At 65.4% G+C, this 1,162-nt stretch carries 2 protein-coding genes; one reads left to right on the top strand and one right to left on the bottom strand.

From position 1 onward, the window contains the following. On the top strand, positions 1-779 hold a 779-nt coding region (locus ACE3OO_RS20265; RefSeq protein ID WP_374305927.1), incomplete at its 5' end, for an AAA family ATPase. 87 nt (positions 780-866) lie between these two features. Here the strand turns inward: ACE3OO_RS20265 and ACE3OO_RS20270 are convergent. Then, the coding region (locus tag ACE3OO_RS20270) for a hypothetical protein (protein WP_374305929.1) at positions 867-1,162 on the bottom strand (296 nt) is incomplete at its 5' end.

The following is a 1,162-nucleotide window of genomic DNA, read 5'->3' on the forward strand; positions in this document are numbered from 1 at the left end:
GTGTGGGCAAGACCGAGGTGACCAAGCAGCTGGCGCTGCAGCTGGGCATCGAACTGGTCCGTTTCGACATGTCCGAATACATGGAGCCGCATTCGGTCAGCCGCCTGATCGGCGCGCCCCCGGGTTACGTGGGCTTCGACCAGGGCGGCCTGCTGACCGAGAAGATCGTCAAGACGCCGCACTGCGTGCTGCTGCTGGACGAGGTCGAGAAGGCCCACCCCGACATCTTCAACATCCTGCTGCAGGTCATGGACCGCGGCGTGCTGACCGACACCAACGGCCGCGAAGCGAACTTCAAGAACGTCATCCTGGTGATGACCACCAACGCCGGCGCCGCGCAGGCGTCGCGGCGGACGATCGGCTTCATGCAGCAGGACCATTCCACCGATGCGATGGAAGTGATCCGCCGCAGCTTCACGCCCGAGTTCCGCAACCGCCTGGACGCCATCGTGCAGTTCCAGGGGCTGGGTTTCGACCACATCCTGCGGGTGGTGGACAAGTTCATCATCGAGCTGGAAATGCTGCTGCAGGAGAAGCACGTCAGCCTGTCGGCCACGCCGGCGGCGCGCGACTGGCTGGCCCAGCACGGCTTCGATCCGCTGATGGGTGCGCGTCCGATGGCCCGCCTGATCCAGGACAAGGTGAAGCGGCCGCTGGCCGACGAGCTGCTGTTCGGCAAGCTGGTCAATGGCGGGCGGGTCGGTATCGACGTACGCGATGGCGAGCTGGTGGTCGATGCGCAGGCAGAACCGGAGCGCTTGTTGCCGGCGACCGTGTAGATCACTGCCGGAATCGATTGCAGGTAAGAAAAAAGGCGGCCCGCGGGCCGCCTTTCTCGTATCGCTTCCCGCGGCTCGATCGCCGCCTCAACGCCGCGCGCGTTGCTTGCGCTTGGCGAACTCTTCGGCGGAAATCGTCTCGACGACGCTGACATCGCAGGTCGAGGTCTTGGTACGCACCTTGGTGCCGGCGGGGCACAGCCGGTCGGCCTGGCCATCGGCGCTGATCTGGATGGTCGGCGTCATCGTCACCGAATCGCAGTTGCGGGCGAAGCCGAGGCGGTAATGGGATTGACCATCGCGAAGGAAGATCTGGCCGCCGCCGCCGGCACGGACGATCTCCTGGCTGCTTCCCAGTGCGACGCAATCGGCAACCGGTTCGC

The sequence above is a fragment of the Ferrovibrio sp. genome (assembly GCF_041906005.1).
In the GTDB taxonomy this organism is placed as follows: Bacteria; Pseudomonadota; Alphaproteobacteria; order Ferrovibrionales; family Ferrovibrionaceae; genus Ferrovibrio.